Here is an 18,566-nt window from a genome sequence, read left to right as displayed (position 1 = left end):
GATCTAAATCAATTTAACAATAAATACTCTATTGGTAGTAATTTTAATTGATGTTTAACTACTCAGTTAATATTAATTAAACTTTTATTTTCACTTTCATTGATTTTAGGCAATATCTAATCATATTAGGCTGCTATTCTCTCACCGATTTATACAAAAAATATAAAGAGGTAGCAATGAACGTTAGTCGCAGAAAGTTTTTTAAAATCTGCGCTGGCGGGATGGCAGGTACAACTGTAGCTGCGTTAGGTTTTATGCCTGGAATGGCAATAGCTAATGTACGTGAATATAAATTACTTCGTTCTAAAGAGACGCGTAATACCTGTACTTACTGTTCTGTCGGTTGTGGATTACTAATATATAGCATGGGCGATGGCGCCATGAATGCTAAGTCCGCGATATTCCATGTCGAAGGTGACTCAGACCACCCGGTAAACCGTGGTGCTTTATGCCCTAAAGGGGCTGGCCTACTCGATTATATCCAAAGCGAAAATCGTTTACGTTATCCTGAATATAGAGCACCAGGCTCTGATAAATGGGAACGCATTAGTTGGGATGATGCTTTCACTCGCATTGCACGCTTAATGAAAGATGACCGCGATGCAAATTTCATTGAAAAAAATGCGGAAGGAACAACCGTAAACCGTTGGTTATCAACAGGGATGCTTTGTGCATCAGCTGCCAGTAACGAAACGGGAATGTTGACGCAAAAATTCGCTAGATCGCTAGGAATGCTAGCAGTTGATAACCAAGCGCGTGTCTGACACGGACCAACGGTAGCAAGTCTTGCTCCAACATTTGGTCGCGGTGCGATGACCAACCACTGGGTTGATATCAAAAATGCCGATGTTGTCGTCGTAATGGGCGGTAATGCTGCGGAAGCACACCCTGTTGGGTTCCGCTGGGCAATTGAAGCGAAAAATAATAATGATGCCACACTGATTGTCATAGACCCGCGTTTTACGCGTACTGCATCAGTTGCTGACCATTATGTGCCAATCCGTTCAGGAACCGATATTACCTTTTTATCGGGCGTTTTGCTGTACCTGATTGAAAACCAAAAAATCAATGCTGAGTATGTTCAGAACTATACCAATGCGTCATTGATTGTTAGAGATGATTTTGACTTTAACGATGGCTTATTTAGTGGTTATGACGCTGATAAGCGTAGTTATGACAAAACCAGCTGGAACTATAAGTTTGATGAAAATGGTCACGCATTACGCGATGACACATTACAAGATCCGCGTTGTGTGTGGAATTTACTTCACAAACATGTATCACGCTATACGCCTGATATCGTTGAGCAAATTTGTGGAACGCCAAAAGCCGATTTCTTGAAAGTCTGTGAAATTTTAGCAACAACAAGTGCAGCAGATAAAGCTGGGACTTTCCTGTATGCATTAGGTTGGACACAACATACTGTTGGCGCACAAAATATTCGCACTATGGCGATGATCCAGTTACTGCTAGGTAACATGGGGGTTGCTGGCGGCGGAGTGAACGCGTTACGCGGGCACTCGAACATTCAGGGCTTAACCGATTTAGGGTTACTATCAACTAGTTTACCGGGTTACCTGACATTACCTTCTGAAAAGCATCAGAACATTGATAGCTACCTGACTGCGAATACACCGAAAGCGACCTTGCCAAATCAGGTGAATTTTTGGAGTAATTATCCTAAATTCTTCGTGAGTTTGATGAAGTCTTTCTATGGGGATTCAGCACAAGCAGAAAACCAATGGGGTTATGATTGGTTGCCTAAATGGGACCAAGCTTATGATGTGATGAAGTATTTTGACATGATGAGCAAGGACCAAGTGACGGGTTATATCTGTCAAGGGTTTAACCCTGTGGCTTCATTCCCTGATAAGAATAAAGTGGTTAGCTGCCTCAGTAAATTGAAATACCTGATTGTCGTTGACCCATTAGTCACTGAAACAGCGAACTTCTGGCAAAATCATGGTGAGATGAATGACGTTGATACGGCTTCGATTCAAACCGAAGTGTTCCGTTTACCATCAACTTGTTTTGCAGAAGAAGATGGTTCGATAGCCAACTCAGGCCGTTGGTTACAATGGCACTGGCAAGCCGCAGATGCCCCAGGCGAAGCGCGTAACGATGGCCAAATCTTAACCGGTATTCTGTATAAGATCCGGGAATTGTATGAGAAAGAAGGTGGCCAAGGCCAAGATCCTCTGATGCAAATGAAATGGAATTATAAACAACAATTCCATCCTGAATCAGAAGAAGTGGCGAAAGAAAACAACGGTGTTGCACTGGTTGATCTCTATGATGCAGACGGTAACTTACAAGCGAAAAAAGGCGAGCTGCTCAGCTCATTTGCCTTATTACGTGCGGATGGTTCAACAGCATCTTCTTGCTGGATTTACACTGGTAGCTGGACCGAGAAAGGCAACCAGATGGCTAATCGTGATAACAGCGACCCATCCGGTATCGGTAACACATTAGGTTGGGCATGGGCATGGCCTTTGAACCGCCGTGTGATTTATAACCGTGCTTCTTGTGACACCCAAGGTAAACCGTGGAATAAAGACCGCGTGCTTATCGAGTGGAATGGTAAAAAATGGGTCGGTAATGATATCCCTGACTTCAATGCTTCTGCACCTGAAGTGGGAACAGGGCCATTCATCATGCAACCAGAAGGTTTAGGTCGTTTATTTGCTATCGATAAGATGGCAGAAGGGCCATTCCCTGAGCATTATGAGCCATTTGAAACACCACTTGGCACTAACCCGTTGCACCCGAATGTGGTTTCTAACCCAGCGGCGCGAATTTTTGATGAAGACAAAAAACGTCTTGGCGACCACAAAGATTTCCCTTATGTAGGTACCACATACCGTCTAACAGAGCATTTCCACACATGGACCAAGCATGCTCGCTTGAACGCGATTGCTCAGCCAGAGCAATTTGTTGAAATCAGCGAAACACTAGCGAAAGCCAAAGGAATTGCGTTAGGCGATAAGGTCAAAGTCAGCAGTAAACGTGGTTTTATCAAGGCAGTTGCGGTTGTCACTCCTCGATTACAAACGCTGATGGTGGATGGAAAACCAATTGAAACTGTTGGGCTACCGATTCACTGGGGCTTTGAAGGCGCGACTCAAAAAGGGTTTATCACCAATACGTTAACGCCGTCTGTCGGCGATGCTAACTCTCAGACACCTGAGTATAAGGCATTCTTAGTTAACATTGAGAAGGCGTAAGGGAGGGAACATGTCCATGCAATCTCAAGACATTATTAAACGTTCCGCGACCAATAGCATTACGCCTCCGCCACAAGCGCGTGATGATAAACTTGAAGTCTGTAAGCTCATTGATGTGTCATCTTGTATCGGCTGTAAAGCTTGTCAGGTGGCATGTTCTGAGTGGAATGATATCCGTGACGAAGTTGGCCACTGTGTTGGGGTTTATGATAACCCAACGGATTTAAGTGCAAAATCGTGGACGGTAATGCGTTTTAGCGAAACCACCGAAATGGGTAAGTTAGAATGGTTGATCCGTAAAGATGGCTGTATGCACTGTACCGACCCTGGATGCTTGAAATCTTGCCCATCAGCAGGAGCAATCATTCAGTACGCAAATGGTATTGTGGATTTCCAATCAGAGCACTGTATTGGTTGTGGTTATTGTATCGCAGGTTGCCCATTCAACATTCCTCGATTAAATCCGAAAGACAATCGAGTGTACAAGTGTACCTTGTGTGTTGATAGGGTGAGTGTAGGCCAAGAGCCAGCATGTGTGAAAACCTGTCCAACGGGTGCTATCCGTTTCGGTACGAAAAAAGAAATGTTGGAATACGGTGCAGAGCGCGTAACGAAATTGCAAAATCGGGGTTATGCGCAAGCGGGAATTTATGATCCTGAAGGCGTTGGTGGTACGCATGTTGTTTATGTACTTCACCATGCTGATAAACCTGAACTGTATCATGGCCTGCCTAAAGACCCACAAATTGATACGCCAATCAATCTGTGGCAGGGCATCTTGAAACCACTTTCTGTCGTTGGATTTATCGCGACCTTTGCAGGGTTGATTTTCCACTATGTGGGAATTGGTCCGAACAAAGAAGTGAGTGATGAAGAGGAGAAAGATGACCATGAGTAAGAAAAGCAAAATGATTGTGCGGACTAAGTTTATTGACCGCGCGTGTCACTGGACGGTTGTCATCAGCTTCTTCTTGGTTGCTTTGTCGGGGATCGCGTTATTTTTCCCAACACTGAAATGGTTGACGGAAACCTTTGGTACACCACAAATGGGGCGGATTTTACACCCTTTCTTTGGCGTACTCATTTTCGTCGTGCTGATGTTTATGTTTGTTCGCTTTGTGAAGCACAATATTCCAGATAAGCAAGACTTACCTTGGATCAAAAATATTGTCGAAGTATTGAAGGGCAATGAACATGAAGTGGCTGATGTCGGTAAATATAACGCCGGCCAAAAAATGATGTTCTGGAGTATCATGAGCCTGATTTTTGTGCTCTTGGTCACCGGTATTATTATTTGGCGCCCTTATTTCGCACATTTATTCCCAATGTGGATGGTGCGTTGGGGGCTGTTGATCCATGCTGTTGCTGCGATTGTCTTGATCCATGCCATTTTAATTCATATGTACATGGCATTTTGGGTTAAAGGTTCAATCAACGGAATGATCGAAGGGAAAGTTAGCCGCCGTTGGGCGAGAAAACATCACCCTCGTTGGTACCGTGATGTCGAAGCGAAAGAAGCTAAAGCGGAAGCTGAAAGTAAAAAATAATTTACGCAGCAGACGCTAAATAACTTAAAGCCATCACATTGTGATGGCTTTTTTGTGGGGGTTTTTGCGAGTTTAGTTTTTATTGATGAGACGATTTTAAATAGTCACTTGCCTTGATGCGATACAGCACATGTTCTTGTAACCAATGGCCATCAGGAAGTGCAGGGTGATAAAAATTATTTGGGTGTTTTATCATTCCAAGTCTTTGCATTACGGATTCTGATGGTAAATTGACCACTGCGGTGAACGCAACGAGCTCTTCTAGTTTTAGTTGTTCAAATGCAAATTTGATCGCGGCGTGAGCCCCTTCAGTCGCATAGCCGTGACGCCAATACTCGGGAAGTAAACGCCAGCCAATTTCAACACAAGGGGAAAAGGGCAGATTAGCAGCAGGAATATTTAAACCAATAAACCCAATAAATTGTTTGTTGGATTTCAATTCAACAGCCCATAGTCCCCACCCTCCTTGTTGAGCAAATTTATCTATGATGGTTTCCATAAATTGTGCATTTTGCTGCTCATTTAGTACTGAAGGAAAATAGCGCATGACATCGGGGTGGCTATTCATTTGGTAAAGTGGTTGCTTATCTTCTTCTTGCCAGCCACGTAACCGCAAACGTACAGTTTCTAATCCAGTGATTTTCATGCCGACTCTTTATTAAGGCGCATGTGCAGAATAGGGAATGGATTGCCTTCACCATCTAATTCAGAACGTGCGTATTGTTTAAAACCCATATTCTGATAAAACCCGATAGCTTGAGGGTTTTGTTCGTTAACGTCCAACTCAGTAATACCTAAGGTATCAATAGCATATTGAAGAAGTTTCTTCCCTGTGCCTTGGCCTCTATTTTCTTGAGAAATAAATAACATTTCAAGACGGTGTTTATCGCACCCTAGAAAACCGGTCATATTGCCTGCGCTATCGAATGTCACAAAAACAGCTAAATGTGGTAAATAAATATCTTTGATAGCAATTTTTAGTTCAGCAATTTTTTCTTCAGTTAAAAAATGGTGAGTTGCCCTCACTGAAGACTCCCAAACACGAATAATATCATCATCGTGTGCACGTGTAGCGCTTTGGACTATCATTATATTGTCTCCGTATATTGACTGGAAAATATTAACTTTTGCTTTTCTTATGTCAACCGCTGGTTTTAAATTTACCTTAAGGTTGTTTTTGAGATATTTATCGCAGAAAAAAAAGTCAACTTCGTCATTATTAGATAAGTTACGGCGTAATTTTCTCGCCAAATTTTTTATATAGCGATAAACGTATTTTTCTTTGTTGATTTAATCGTAGGGGTATCTTAATGAAATATAAATTACTAACTCTCTGTTTATCCGCGGCATTATTAACACCTATTGTACCTGCATTGGCGAATACAGTGACCAAAGCAGATATGGTTTTGGATCAAGTTTTAGTCCTTAGTCGCCATAATTTACGTACACCTATTGTAAATACCGGTATTCTTACTGAAGTAACTGATAAAAAATGGCCTGCTTGGGATGCACAAAGTGGATATCTCACAACGAAAGGTGGCGCACTTGAAGTCTATATGGGGCATTATTTTAGGGAATGGATAGACCAAAATAAATTACTTGCAGATGAACTGTGTCCAACGAGTAACGAAGATATATACCTTTATACAAATAGTCTACAAAGGACGATAGCAACTGCCCAATTTTTTGCAGCAGGAGCCTTTCCTGGATGCAAGGTAAATATTCATCATCAGCCTGAAATTGGTAAGATGGACCCTGTTTTTAACCCAATTATTACGAATGCCTCTCCTGAATTTAAGCAACAGGCACTCGCTGAGATGGAGAAATATTTTAAAGGTTTATCACTAACTGCGGGTTATGAAGAATTAGATAGTGTATTGAACATTAAAGATTCTCAAAAATGTAAAACAGATAAGTTATGTAATTTAAATAGTCAAAAAAACAGTTTTATTATTGAAGCAGAAAAAGAACCGGGCGTCAGTGGTCCATTAAAAATTGCAAATTCAGCGGTGGATGCAATAGACCTTCAATACTATGAAGGTTTTCCTGCAAATGAAGTCGCTTGGGGGCTTGTGAATACCCCTGAAAAATGGAAAAAACTGAATACGTTAAAAAATGCTTACCAAGAAACGTTATTTACACCAAAAATTATTGCCAAAAATGTCGCACATCCAATATTAAATTATATCGATAAAGGTTTTGTTTCGGCCGATAAAGGAGAAACTGCAAAATTTATATTCTTAGTCGGTCATGATTCGAATATTGCGTCATTGATGTCAGCAATGGATTTTAAGCCATATCAATTACCAGAGCAGTATGAGCATACCCCGATTGGGGGGAAATTAGTATTCCAACGCTGGACGGATAAGCAAGCTAATAAAGATTTTATGAAAGTAGAATATGTTTATCAAACAGCAGATCAGCTGAGGGATAACACCTATTTATCATTACAGACCCCTCCTAAACATATCACATTAGAGCTAAAAGGGTGTCCAATTGATAAAAGCGGCTATTGTTCTTGGGAGGATTTCCAAAAAGTCATGGCGACAGCCCTAGAGCAGTAATAACAAAGCCTAAGTGCCCCGCTAACTTGAGTGGGGCATTATTTTTTGGGATGATAGCTAAATTATATTTTCGGTTTATGAATCTCTTATGTGGACAAAACAGTCACGATGCCTATTCAGTTTTTACAGCTAAATCAAATTAGTATTGCAGATCTTATCGCATTAAATACTCATCCAGCCGTACTCGAACATATGCCTTTAGGGAGTAATCAATTCGATGAACAGGCCTGCCGTCAGTGGGTCATAGGAAAAGAGCAGCATTGGGAGCAATATGGCTATGGCGTATGGGCCATTATAGTTGATGGCCAGTTTGCTGGTTGGGGAGGGCTACAAAATGAAGCGGGCGATGCGGATTTAGCTTTAGTTTTACATCCTAAGTTTTGGGGAAAGGGAAAATATATTGTTAATAATATAATTAATAAGGCATTTACATCATTGAAGGTTGAGTCAGTCACGATACACTTACCGTTAACACGTAAGAAAGTATCAGCAATTTTGCGTTATGGTTTTATTGAGGAAGCCATCGTTGATTTTGACGGTATTCCTTTTAAGCGTTTTAGATTAAAACATTCATCAGTTTTATAGCATAAAAAAACCCTGCTAAAAAAGCAGGGCGTGAAAGTCACGAAAATGTTTATGAGTCTTTAATTTACCCTAAATGAGTGCATAAATAGCCTCATAAAGTGTGTGTCTTTGCTGTTTTTTGTAACAATCATTAAGGCTAAACCTTTTATTTGTAAAATGCGTTTATTTGGCAGCAAATAGCACTTTAGCCTTTATTATCGAACGACTAATACGCTAGTTTTCGCATAGCGAACTACTGATGCGGCATTAGAACCGAGCAAATAGGTTGACATACTCGGGCGGCGCGAACCTAATAAAATTATATCGGCGTTAATATCTTCTGCTGTTGCCAAAATTTCGTCTTTAACAGAACCGACGGTTGCTTTTGCCTTTACTTTATCTGCAGGGATATCAAATAATTTAATTTTTTCTTTTAACTCGCTAAGAATGATTTCAGCTTGTTTTTCATCATCAGGGAAGTCCCCTGGTAAGATTGTGCCACCGTAGCGCAAATAATTTGAAATTGGTGCGGTTACGGCAAGAAAGTGTACTGTTGCATCGTTCAATTTTTGTAGTGAGTTAACATGAGGAACTAATAAATTAGTGAGAGCATCTTCGGTTACATCGATCGGTACTAAAATTGTATTGTACATAATATCTCCCTTTTTCTTTTATATTATAAGCTTAGACCAATATCATACATTGTGAATTTGATTATTAATAGTAATGAATTTATTGGTGAAAGGGTGTGAGCAAGTAGCCGTAATAAGATTTTTTATCAAAAAATAGAAGTGCCCGATGTCATTATAATGAGCGACATCAGGCAAATGGCGGGAAATACTAAGTCAGATTTATTTTTTTACGCAGGCTTCTTTTAAACCAGCTTTACAGGCTTGAGCTAGATATTCAGCTGCAGATTTTTCGTTTATTTCAATTCCTTCACCACTTTCTAGCATTTTACCTACTTGATATTGCGCTGGTGGGAATTTTTTATCAGCAGATTTTTTGAACCATTCAAAAGCCGTAATATAGTTTTGTTTTACACCAATACCTTGATAGTAAAATTGGCCCATATAATTCTGAGCTTCAACATTGCCTTTATTGGCTGATTTCTCAAACAGATCCATGGCAGTTTCGAGGTTGGCTTCAACACCATTACCGTTTAAATACATATCACCTAAAAATAACTGAGCATCAGAATTACCTTTATTTGATGCCATCGTTAGCCATTTTTTTGCTTTACCATAGTCCTGTTTAAGCTCATTCCCAAGGTAATAGCCAATTCCCAACATGACTTGCGCTTTTATATCCCCTTTTTGTGCCTCCTGTTCGATACGTTTGATGGTTTCTTTGGGAACTGCAGCAACACTTAGGTTAATTGAAAAAGCACATAAAATAATAAATGAGAGAATTCTAAGCATGATTGATGTCTTATATTAGCGTTGTTTATTTCTATTTTTTAATAAAATGTCTCGATGAGATTTACTGTCAACAAAGTGTATTATACAAAGAGAATTTACATCAAAATACGTAATGTAAAATAAGCTACACGCTCATCTTTTTACGCATTTTTAGGATAATTGATTACTTCTATACTCTACGATTTTAATTGAAAAATATCAATATGTAATAAAAATTACAATATATTGAAGTATGAAGTTTAATGTTTCTTAGTCATTTTATGTGTTTATTGTAACAAGATCTTAATAAAGAAAGTGGTTGAAAAATCATATAAATCAGGTGGTAATATAAGTAAGCTTTGGGCGATTATTTTAGAAAAATATCTTATGCTAATAAAATCTCAATATAAAACACATAAAAAGTGAAAAAATAAATTAAATAGTATGTGCTATAAGAAAGGTGTGAATCGAAATTTACAGAATTCACACCTTCAGCAATATGCGAAAAATTTTTACTTTAACGGCTTAAGAAAGCTTATGACTCAAATAATGGCGTGGGTTTCCCGTTGTTATCAATTGCAACAAAATTAAACTGGCCATGTATTACTTCTTCACGACCATCTGAATACATATCTTCTAGAAAAATCGATACGTTGACCGTTAAACTGGTTCTTCCGACTCGAATAACTTTACCTACTAACTCAACAATGGTCCCTGAAGGGATTGGGTGGGTAAAGTTAATTTTCTCAGTTGATACCGTAACGAGGCGTTTACGGCTAAACCGTGTTGCGGTAATAAAAGAAACTTCATCCATCCAAGCTAGGGCGGTACCACCAAACAAAGTACTGTGGTGGTTAGTCGTTGTTGGAAATACGACTTTAGAGACGCGAGAAATGGATTGCTCAATTTTTTGTGCGATGACATCGTCAGCGATGGAGCTCATGGTCTGCCTTACAATTGTTACTGGGTGTATTAGAAATGTTAAAGACCAAGTGTAATACTCCTCTCAATTTAATTCAGCAATAAATGTGAAGTGAATCGTTCCAGTTGAAAAGTTTTTTCATATTTTCGTATTTAGGAAAAATAGGGGGAAATATTAAAGACTCAAAACTAGACAATGAGCCTTTAAATTGCTGAAAAAAGATGGAGGTTAATTATCTAAATATTCGGCGCTCATGCGAACTGCTTTTGCATTGCTGCCATTTTTAACGCAAGAAACTAAAAACGCATTAGATTCAGCCCAAATAGTGGCAGAAAAATCTTCGCCATCAATATCTTTTTCAATGGTAACAGGGTATTTTTCAACGCCTTCAAGCCACTCGATTAACCCTGATTTACACGTTGGAAAGTCGTCTTTTGCTATTGAGCCATTTAAAACTGGCACGGCAATTTGTGGTTTATTGTTGTCAGCAATCATGTCCTCTAATTGCTCTACGGTATACGTTTTTTCAGCGAAAGCAGTGGCGCTTAATAGTGAAATCGTTATTGCTAATAGTAATTTATTCATAATCACTCCATTTGATTTAAGTTTCGAATACTAAGCAATAGAGCCACAATAGGCAATAAAAAAACCCTTCATATAGAAGGGTTTTTGTGAGCAAATTTTACAAACATGTATTAACTAAATCTGTACAGACTAAATGGTTTCACATTCAGTGAGGGTTCTTTGCCTAATAGCAAGTCAGCTGTGAGCTCGGAAGAAACTGGGCTTTCGGTCATCCCCCAGCCTGTGGCAGTATTGATAACTAGACCAGGATATTCATTGACTTGAGAAATGATTGGATGCTCATCTGGTGCGATGGCCATAGCACCACTCCATTGGTCAATCAGTTTAGAATCCTTAAATGCAGGGAATTCTGTTTTTAATTTCTCAAATGATGCATTCAGCTCTGGTAAATCAGGTAATGCCGTCATATTTCTGTGTTTTTCAAATGGTGAAACTTCATCCAGTTTCCAGCTTGTTGGCTCAGTAAATGAATTAATTAATTGTTCATTTAATGAAATATGCACAGGGAAATCAGGCATAGATAGCAGTGGAATGTATTTATAGCCATAGACGAAGGAGTCTTTAACAACCGGTGCAACAATCACACGAGGGGATGTTGCATAGGTACCATCTGCTTGTTCACGGAAGAAAATATTACCCGGTAAAGCAACGTTACCCCCCGGTGCAGTTGGTGAACCGGTGATCAGTTGTTGAGATTGATAAGCCGGTAATGTTGGGACATCCACACCTAAGTTTTGCATAAACAGCCTTGACCAGACGCCACCTGCCACAACAACACGTGAGGTCTTGATAGGCCCTTTCTCGGTGACGACATCAGAAATTACGCCTGCTTGAGTTTCTAAACCTCTTGCTGCACAGTTAGTATAAATTTTTATTCCTAATTTTTTCGCGTAATCAGCCATGACGAAGGTTGCAATTTCAGCATCTAAGCTACCAGAGTCTTCTTCAAAACCTGCGATTGTCCATTTAGACTGTGCACCGTTTAAACGTTGGTTGAGTTCAGCACCTTCGATAATGCGTGTTTTGAATGGAATATCTGAACCGACATTTTTACTGCGAGTATCAATCCACTCTCTAACATTGACAAGATCTTCTTCATCGAATGGCACTTCAACGCGGCCTTGAGTACGATAGCTTGTATCTGCACCGACTTTCGCGTTCATCTCTCTCCAACGTTGTTTGCCTAAGTGGTGGAGTAAGAAGGTTTCATCTGGCATTTTATAAGTGATAACTTGGCCGTAGAAGCGGGATGATTGCTCGCCTGCGATGTTACCTTTTTCAACAATAACAACATCTAAACCACGTCCAACCAGCTCAATTGCGGTCATGATCCCCAAAATTCCAGCACCAATAACAACGACGTCAGCTTGCTGTGGTAGAGGGCCTTCAGTTCCTGCAACAAAGCCATGTCGTGGCTTACCAGGAACAAATCGACCTTCACGCGTTAACATTGGAGTTAAAATTCCAGCCCCTGCAGCAACGGCAACAACACCACCACCAATCAAAAATTTTCTTCTCGTTATAGCCATCTTATTAAGTTCCTTATATCGAATGAGTTTTTAACAATTGACCAAAGCTTCAATTAGAAATGTTTATAATTGTAATTATATCTTTAATAATAATTATAATTGTAAACCAAGTTGAGTTGAAATTAAAAGATTTGTTTAAATGTTAAAAAATTTATTTTTAGATAAGGAATGGACGCCAATATTTCGAGAAAAATAATGGCGCTGGTAGAATTCGGATAGAGAAACAGATAGGGAAATAAATAGTTTTGCACCCATCCATTTGATTTATAAGATTTAAATGTGAATTTGGCCTGTTAAAAATAAAACGGCTTTACCTGTTAATTTTACTCGGTCAGAGGTTAGCTCACATTGAACTACCCCTCCGCGCGATGAAATCTGTTGGCCTATTAACTGCGATTTATTCAGCTGTTTGGCCCATATTGGGGCAATGGCACAATGTGAGGTGCCTGTTACAGGGTCTTCGTCAACCCCTTTGGCGGGAGCAAAGTAACGAGAAACAAAGTCACAATCGCTATTAGCACTTTCTGCTGTAATTGCTAACCCAGGTAGAGAAAGCTGCGAAAGTTTTAACATGTCTGGCTGACAGTTTTGAACGTGCTCTGCACTTTCAAGAAAACACAGATAACGGTCTTTTGCTATCCAAAGATCTTTGATTTTGACACCAAGGATATCGACGAGGTGTGGGTAATGGTTTGGATGGCTTTGTTCGGATTCAAGAATTGGAAAATCAAGTGTAAATCCTTGTGCATTCTGTGTCACAACGAGGTCACCCGACAGAGAATTAAATGTTAAAGGATGAATGTCTTGCTCGAGTACTTGATTTAACACAAAAGCAGCGGCAAGTGTTGCATGGCCACAGAGTGTTACTTCAACTTTAGGGGTGAACCAGCGAATATGATGGCCGACTAAAAATGCGGTTTCTGACAAGTTAACCTCTGCGGCAATGGCAATGAGCTGTTCATCTGGTAACCAGTTATCGAGTAATACAATCGCTGCTGGGTTACCGCGAAAAAGGGTATCTGTAAAAGCATCAACATAGTAAATAGGGGCGGAAAGGCTCATTGTATGATTTCCTAAAGTCATTATGGGATGATGAGAGAGCAGTATAGCGCCTATTTTATCAGAAATAATAAGCAAACTATTAAGTGGGGAATGATGCGGAGGATCCGGTAGCGTGTGGGCTGCTACCGGATAGAAGACAATTAATCAGCGCTATTAAGCATTAGCTTCATTTTTGTCTGCATTTTTAAGCATTTTTCTAACAGGGATAATCAACGCTGCTAATACGACCGCACAGATCACCAGTGCAATAGAGACGTGGGAGAATAGCTCAGGCATCGAATCTAATTGGTCTTTGCGAATGTTACCCCCCATGATACCAGCTGCAAGGTTACCCAATGCGCTAGCACAGAACCATAACCCCATCACTTGGCCGCGCATTTTTTGTGGTGCGAGCAAGGTCATGGTTGCTAACCCGATAGGGCTTAAGCACAGTTCTCCTAACGTCAGCAATAAGATACTGCCAACTAACCAGAAAGGTGAAACGCCACTTTGGGTTGCGAGTACTTGGTTTGCTGCCACCATCATGATAGCAAAGCCGCCCGCAGCAAATAAGATACCAATCACGAACTTGGTCATACTGCTTGGGTTCATATTGCGTTTAGCCAACGAAGGCCAGAACCAGCTAAATACTGGGGCTAACAATATAATGAACAAGGCATTGATTGATTGGAACCAAATGGTTGGAATTTCAAAACTCCCCATTTGGCGGTCAGTATAGTCCCGAGCAAAGATATTAAATGAAGTGGGTTTTTGCTCAAAGACTGACCAGAAGAATGCGGCTGCAATCAGTAAAATCAAGCATGCCAGTAAACGAGAACGTTCGCTGCTGTTTAAACCGCCAAGGAAGAACATAAATAAGAAATAGATGCCCACACAGGTCGAGATAACATAAGCAGAACTTTTCGCAATTATTGAGGCATTAAATGGGATCGTACCATTATCAATCAAGATAACCAGTATGGCTAATAGCACCATGGCAAAGGTAACCCATTTCCCCACGTTTTTGCGCTCAACCGTTGGACGGTTCCAAGTGGAATCAAGGCCAACTTCTTTATCATAACGGCGCATTTGAGGAATGGCGTAAAAGCGGAAAATTAACAGGGCAATTAACATTCCTAAACCACCAAGGCCAAAACCTAAATGCCACCCATATTTTTCATGAAGTGGGCCAATAATTAACGGGGCAATAAAGGACCCCATATTGATACCCATATAGAACAGGGAGAAACCGCCATCACGGCGTGTATCTTCTTTCTTATACAGGGTTCCTACCATCACGGTAATACAGGTTTTAAATAACCCTGTACCTAATACGATGAGCAATAAGCCGACGAAAAAGAAAGTATTTGATAAAAACGCAGACATTGCGATGGATAAATGGCCAAACGCAATGATTAATGAGCCGTACCAAACGGCGCGGCGTTGGCCTAACCAGTTATCGGCTAACCAACCACCCGGTAACGAGGTGATATAAACCCCTCCAGCGAAAATACCGACGATAGCCGAAGCTTGTTCAATAGGTAATTCCATTCCGCCTTGTAATAATGCCGCACTCATAAATAAGATAAGTAACGGTCTAACTCCGTAAAAAGAGAAGCGTTCCCACATTTCTGTGAGGAAAAGCGAACTCAATGGGTATGGATGCCCAAAAAAAGTTTTTGTTTTAGTCGCAGAATTATTCATCTGTGAACTCCCATAAATACTCTCTTGAGAGGTTGTGCATGATATAAAACACCAAGCCGTGCGCCTGAGTGCCAATTGTTATTGATATGTTAACATGAATATATGAAACATATTTTTAACATACATTATTATAGAATCACCTATATACAGAATGAATTTATTGTAAAAGGTGTGTTTTTAAGGTGAAAAGTCGATATAACTCTCATTTCTCACGATAAGCTAGGGGAAGATACAGGATTTTAGTTGACAATAAAAGAAAGAATTTTGAATCGATTAAATTATTTAAAATCAAGTGGTTATATGTACTAAAATTTGATTTTAAGGAAAGTAAGGCAATAAAGCTTATAAATCATCAGGTTTTTGTACAAAAAATAGCAAGAGGCTTATTGGTCGGTAGGGGAGGCTCGCAGGCCATCGGGTTGGCGCCTGATGACTAACCATGAATAAATTAAGTTGAAGAGAACTAACGCAGCGGTGAAAAAGAATACGGCTCTGAAACCGTAAGTTGCAGCGACAAACGACCCCATCAATGGCCCTGTCACATTCCCAACATCTCGCAATGCTTGGTTATAGCTGAAAATACGTCCCGTTACTTGATGGGAAATATTATAGATAATTAACGTTTGTACTGCGGGTAATAGCGCAGCATTCAGAGCCCCAAGCATAAATCGGAGAAAGCCTAGCTCCCAATAACTACTTACCAGCCCCATTGGGAATAATACAAAAATAGATGCGCCCAGCACGGCGAGTAAAACTTTTTCAGGGCCTATTCGGTCACTGAGTTTACCTAACATGGGCGCACTGATTAAAGCCGCAACACCAGGAATGGAAGCTATCACACCACTGACAAAGGCCAAGTTTTCAAGGGAATCAGATAAGTCACGTACATAAAGCGTGATGACAGGGTTGATTGAGCCCATAGCAGCTTGAATAATCATGGTGGTAAAAAAGAGGCTGATAACTAAGTTTTTATTACGTAAAGAGGCAAAAACTTGTTTGCTCGTTAATGCATCTTTGCGAGAAACAGGCGTGAAGCGTTCTCTGACATAAAAAAGCGTGACAAAAAAGCAGATAAACAGCACCGTTGCGGTAATAAAAAAGACGGGACGTAAGCCATACTGGTCAGCAAGAAAACCGCCAATGAGTGGGCCAATAAGTGCGCCACTTACTGCACCAGTAGCGAGGACCCCCATAGCCCAACCACTTTTTTTCACGGGAACTTGAGTTGCAATCAGCGCGTTAGCATTGGGAACAAAACCACCCAATAAACCTAATATGGCTCTTAAGGCTAAGAGCTGCCAAATATTTTGTGCAAAACCAATAAGCACCATCACGATAGCCATCCCTAGTGCTGAACGCAGCAGCATGAGTTTACGGCCTTTACGATCGGATAATCGACCCCAAAATGGCGCAGCAATCGCGGAAAATAAGAAGGTGATACTAAAAACTGCCCCTGTCCATAGGTTCAAAGAGGCATGGTCTTTAACGCCTAGTTCTTCAATATAGAGGGGGAGAAAAGGCATGATCAGGCTAAAGGCGGCACCTGTTAAAAAACAGCCGAACCACACGACGTATAGGTTACGTTTCCAATACTCTGTTTTTCCCGTCATAATTTTCCCGTTATATTCAGTTCTACAGCGTTGTTGGCTTCATTTGCCTAATGTACGCTCTTTGGGATGTCTTCATTTTCCCGCCTAGCTGTAGACCCGACTATTTAGGAAAAACAGTATGAAAAACAGCAAGAAAAGCATCATAAAAAACAGTTGAAAAATCACGCCATATATTTAGAGAAAACAGTATAAAAAAACAGTAAGAAAAGCATCATAAAAAACAGTTGAAAAACCACGCCATAATTTATCTGCTTACACTAATTATTAATGATGGATTTTATCTAAATCTCCGTATAACGAAGGCTCCCCTTCAGGACGCGTTTTAAAACGGCGATGTAGCCACATATATTGTTCTGGTGCTCTGAGGATTTCTTTTTCAATAATTTGGTTCATCATGGTTGCGGTAGCCACATTATCTTCAATTGGGAAATCATCAATGGCAGGTTGAATGATTAATTCATAACCTTTACCTGCAGGTAAACGTCTTGGTGTAAAAGGCACCACTAAAGGGGAAGCCAGACGTAAAATAATTTGCGAGCCATTGGTTGTCGCTGCATCTTTTACGGCGAACAAAGGCGCAAATGTACTATTGCGAGGGCCGTAATCATGGTCGGGGGCATACCATAAAATTTCCCCATTTTTTAAGTCACGAACCATGCCTTTCATATCTTTGCGATCCAACATATATTTGTTGGAACGTAACCGCCCACGGGTTTGTAGCCAATCGAGGAGGTCATTATCATTGGCGCGATATACACCAATGCCCGGATTTAACATGCCAAAGGCACGCGCACCCATTTCCAAGGTTAAAAAATGAACACCAAGCGCGATAATGCCTCTACCTGTTTGGCGGGCAGCAACAGCATTTTCTTCCCCAATGACTTTGACCCAGCGACGAACGCGCCAATCAGGCCAAAACCAAGCCATGCCAGTTTCAAATAAGCCCATGCCGACAGATTCAAAGTTTTTGTCAACACAGCGTTGCCGTTCTTGCTCACTCATGTCTGGAAAACATAATTGCAAATTTCGCTCTGCGACTTTCACCCGCTTTTTCAAAAAGCGTTTAGAAAATAACCCTAAACGCGTTCCCATCCAATAAATGAGAGGATAAGGCAATAATACAAGAAGATATAACACGCCAATGCCTAGCCAAGTTAGCCAGTAACGAGGGTGGAGAAACCGTTTTTGAAATTTTGGAGCTAGTATCATTGTTATCCGAATATATTAGTCACAAATTAATAAAAAGGCATGATTAAACTATATCAAATTATTCGTTTAAAGCGTTAATTGCCTGCATGGTGCTCATTAACTCAGCTAAGTTACGAACCGCCATTTTCTCCATGACGCGAGAGCGATGAACCTCAACGGTGCGTACAGAAACACAGGTTGCCTCAGCAATTTCACGGTTAATTAAGCCTTGCAACACATAACCACAGATATCTTTTTCACGAGGGGTGAGCGTTTCATAACGCTGCTTAATTAAATTCCCTTCAGTGGCTTTGGTGGTTTGTGATTGAGCTTGTTCTAAGGTCTTAGCAAGTTGTTGGCTATCAATGGGTTTTTGTAGAAAATCAACAGCGCCAAGTTTCACTTGTTCCACCGCCATCGGGATATCGCCATGGCCAGACAAAAATATCACAGCCAATGTACTGTGTTGTTCCCTAAGGTATTGGTGAACTTGTCGTCCATCTAATTTAGGCATGCGCATATCCAATAACACCACACCTTCTTGGTGTAATGCCGCATTTTGGATAAATGTTTCACTGTCATTCCAAACGGTAACGCTATAGCCCAATGTTTCTAGTAAGAATTGGCAGGCATCCGTCACATCGGGGTCATCATCCACGAGATGGATTACTGGCATACATATACCTCG

The 18,566-nt window shown here is 40.5% G+C and carries 17 protein-coding genes; 5 read left to right on the top strand and 12 right to left on the bottom strand.

Annotated elements, in window-relative coordinates; genetic code table 11:
• Positions 1-176: 176 nt before the first annotated feature.
• The 3 genes from fdnG to fdnI are packed head-to-tail and all read left to right on the top strand — an operon-like array spanning position 177 to position 4,771.
• Positions 177-3,224, top strand: coding sequence for a formate dehydrogenase-N subunit alpha (fdnG, locus tag P3L44_RS13670; RefSeq protein WP_117162065.1), 3,048 nt, complete (start codon positions 177-179; stop codon positions 3,222-3,224).
• Positions 3,225-3,234: 10 nt separating this feature from the next.
• A complete protein-coding gene (gene fdxH, locus P3L44_RS13665) occupies positions 3,235-4,122 on the top strand; it encodes a formate dehydrogenase subunit beta (protein WP_004909723.1) in 888 nt (295 codons plus the stop codon).
• The gene (gene fdnI, locus P3L44_RS13660) at positions 4,115-4,771 is read left to right on the top strand and encodes a formate dehydrogenase-N subunit gamma (protein ID WP_004255903.1); all 657 of its coding nucleotides are present in this window, start codon (positions 4,115-4,117) and stop codon (positions 4,769-4,771) included. Before fdxH ends, fdnI begins: the two co-directional genes overlap by 8 nt.
• Positions 4,772-4,850: 79 nt before the next feature.
• Here the strand turns inward: fdnI and P3L44_RS13655 are convergent, their stop codons facing one another.
• Together P3L44_RS13655 and P3L44_RS13650 are read right to left on the bottom strand one after the other, a co-directional pair.
• Complete coding sequence (locus tag P3L44_RS13655; protein ID WP_140170741.1) at positions 4,851-5,417, bottom strand: GNAT family N-acetyltransferase; 567 nt, start codon at positions 5,415-5,417, stop codon at positions 4,851-4,853.
• A complete protein-coding gene (locus P3L44_RS13650) occupies positions 5,414-5,860 on the bottom strand; it encodes a GNAT family N-acetyltransferase (RefSeq protein ID WP_140170740.1) in 447 nt (148 codons plus the stop codon). Before P3L44_RS13650 ends, P3L44_RS13655 begins: the two co-directional genes overlap by 4 nt.
• A gap of 221 nt (positions 5,861-6,081) precedes the next feature.
• On the opposite strand from P3L44_RS13650, the gene agp reads away from it, so the two are divergent.
• Both agp and P3L44_RS13640 read left to right on the top strand, forming a co-directional pair.
• The gene (agp, locus tag P3L44_RS13645; RefSeq protein ID WP_272661441.1) at positions 6,082-7,335 is read left to right on the top strand and encodes a bifunctional glucose-1-phosphatase/inositol phosphatase; all 1,254 of its coding nucleotides are present in this window, start codon (positions 6,082-6,084) and stop codon (positions 7,333-7,335) included.
• 90 nt (positions 7,336-7,425) lie between these two features.
• Positions 7,426-7,920, top strand: a complete 495-nt coding sequence (locus P3L44_RS13640) for a GNAT family N-acetyltransferase (protein ID WP_226617109.1) — start codon at positions 7,426-7,428, stop codon at positions 7,918-7,920.
• A gap of 194 nt (positions 7,921-8,114) precedes the next feature.
• Here the strand turns inward: P3L44_RS13640 and P3L44_RS13635 are convergent, their stop codons facing one another.
• The 10 genes from P3L44_RS13635 to ttrR all read right to left on the bottom strand — a co-directional run bounded on the left by P3L44_RS13635 (position 8,115) and on the right by ttrR (position 18,554).
• The gene (locus tag P3L44_RS13635; RefSeq protein WP_004255887.1) at positions 8,115-8,552 is read right to left on the bottom strand and encodes a universal stress protein; all 438 of its coding nucleotides are present in this window, start codon (positions 8,550-8,552) and stop codon (positions 8,115-8,117) included.
• A 198-nt stretch (positions 8,553-8,750) separates the two neighbouring features.
• On the bottom strand, positions 8,751-9,320 hold the full coding sequence (locus tag P3L44_RS13630; RefSeq protein WP_004255883.1) for a tetratricopeptide repeat protein: 570 nt from the start codon (positions 9,318-9,320) through the stop codon (positions 8,751-8,753).
• Between the two features lie 514 nt (positions 9,321-9,834).
• A complete protein-coding gene (locus P3L44_RS13625; RefSeq protein ID WP_140170739.1) occupies positions 9,835-10,242 on the bottom strand; it encodes an acyl-CoA thioesterase in 408 nt (135 codons plus the stop codon).
• 207 nt (positions 10,243-10,449) lie between these two features.
• Complete coding sequence (locus P3L44_RS13620; protein WP_004255879.1) at positions 10,450-10,806, bottom strand: hypothetical protein; 357 nt, start codon at positions 10,804-10,806, stop codon at positions 10,450-10,452.
• A gap of 110 nt (positions 10,807-10,916) precedes the next feature.
• Positions 10,917-12,335 (bottom strand): NAD(P)/FAD-dependent oxidoreductase, encoded by a 1,419-nt coding sequence (locus tag P3L44_RS13615; RefSeq protein WP_004255876.1) that lies wholly within the window; start codon positions 12,333-12,335, stop codon positions 10,917-10,919.
• A 273-nt stretch (positions 12,336-12,608) separates the two neighbouring features.
• A complete protein-coding gene (locus P3L44_RS13610; protein WP_036957873.1) occupies positions 12,609-13,397 on the bottom strand; it encodes a PhzF family phenazine biosynthesis protein in 789 nt (262 codons plus the stop codon).
• A gap of 153 nt (positions 13,398-13,550) precedes the next feature.
• Positions 13,551-15,080, bottom strand: coding sequence for a peptide MFS transporter (locus P3L44_RS13605; RefSeq protein ID WP_272661442.1), 1,530 nt, complete (start codon positions 15,078-15,080; stop codon positions 13,551-13,553).
• A 383-nt stretch (positions 15,081-15,463) separates the two neighbouring features.
• Positions 15,464-16,690, bottom strand: coding sequence for a multidrug efflux MFS transporter MdtG (gene mdtG, locus P3L44_RS13600; RefSeq protein ID WP_140170737.1), 1,227 nt, complete (start codon positions 16,688-16,690; stop codon positions 15,464-15,466).
• 264 nt (positions 16,691-16,954) lie between these two features.
• Positions 16,955-17,899 (bottom strand): Kdo(2)-lipid IV(A) acyltransferase, encoded by a 945-nt coding sequence (locus tag P3L44_RS13595; RefSeq protein WP_096864193.1) that lies wholly within the window; start codon positions 17,897-17,899, stop codon positions 16,955-16,957.
• Between the two features lie 58 nt (positions 17,900-17,957).
• Positions 17,958-18,554 (bottom strand): tetrathionate respiration response regulator TtrR, encoded by a 597-nt coding sequence (ttrR, locus tag P3L44_RS13590; protein WP_272661443.1) that lies wholly within the window; start codon positions 18,552-18,554, stop codon positions 17,958-17,960.
• Between the last annotated feature and the right edge of the window lie 12 nt (positions 18,555-18,566).

Origin of the sequence: Providencia sp. PROV175, assembly GCF_032707045.1 — a bacterium.
Taxonomy (GTDB): Bacteria; Pseudomonadota; Gammaproteobacteria; order Enterobacterales; family Enterobacteriaceae; genus Providencia; species Providencia hangzhouensis.
Note: the sequence above shows the minus strand (reverse complement) of the source record. Positions and strands in the feature narration are given on the sequence as shown.